1 protein-coding gene is annotated in these 216 nt (G+C 36.1%); it reads right to left on the bottom strand.

Annotated elements, in window-relative coordinates; genetic code table 11:
* Positions 1 to 30: 30 nt before the first annotated feature.
* Positions 31 to 216 (bottom strand): hypothetical protein (locus JEM49_RS10380; protein WP_207187945.1); only part of this gene is annotated, 186 nt, incomplete at its 5' end.

Below are 216 nucleotides of genomic sequence, written 5' to 3'. Positions count from 1 at the left end.
CTACCTCCGTCTGGTTGAACCAGACGGCTTTTATATTTTATCAAATCTCAAATCCTTTGTCAAGAACTTTTTTGATTTGTTTTTCCGCCGCCTTGGCTCTCGCCTGACGACATTTAAATATATTACTCGTTTTGCTTTAACTTTGCAAGTCTTTTTTTCAAAAACTTTTTTAAAGCTCTCGAGCTCTTCGTCATCTCTCAAGACGACTTTATTAAT

This window comes from Lactobacillus sp. A27 (assembly GCF_016742815.1).
Lineage (GTDB): Bacteria > Bacillota > Bacilli > Lactobacillales > Lactobacillaceae > Lactobacillus > Lactobacillus gallinarum.
Note: the sequence above shows the minus strand (reverse complement) of the source record. Positions and strands in the feature narration are given on the sequence as shown.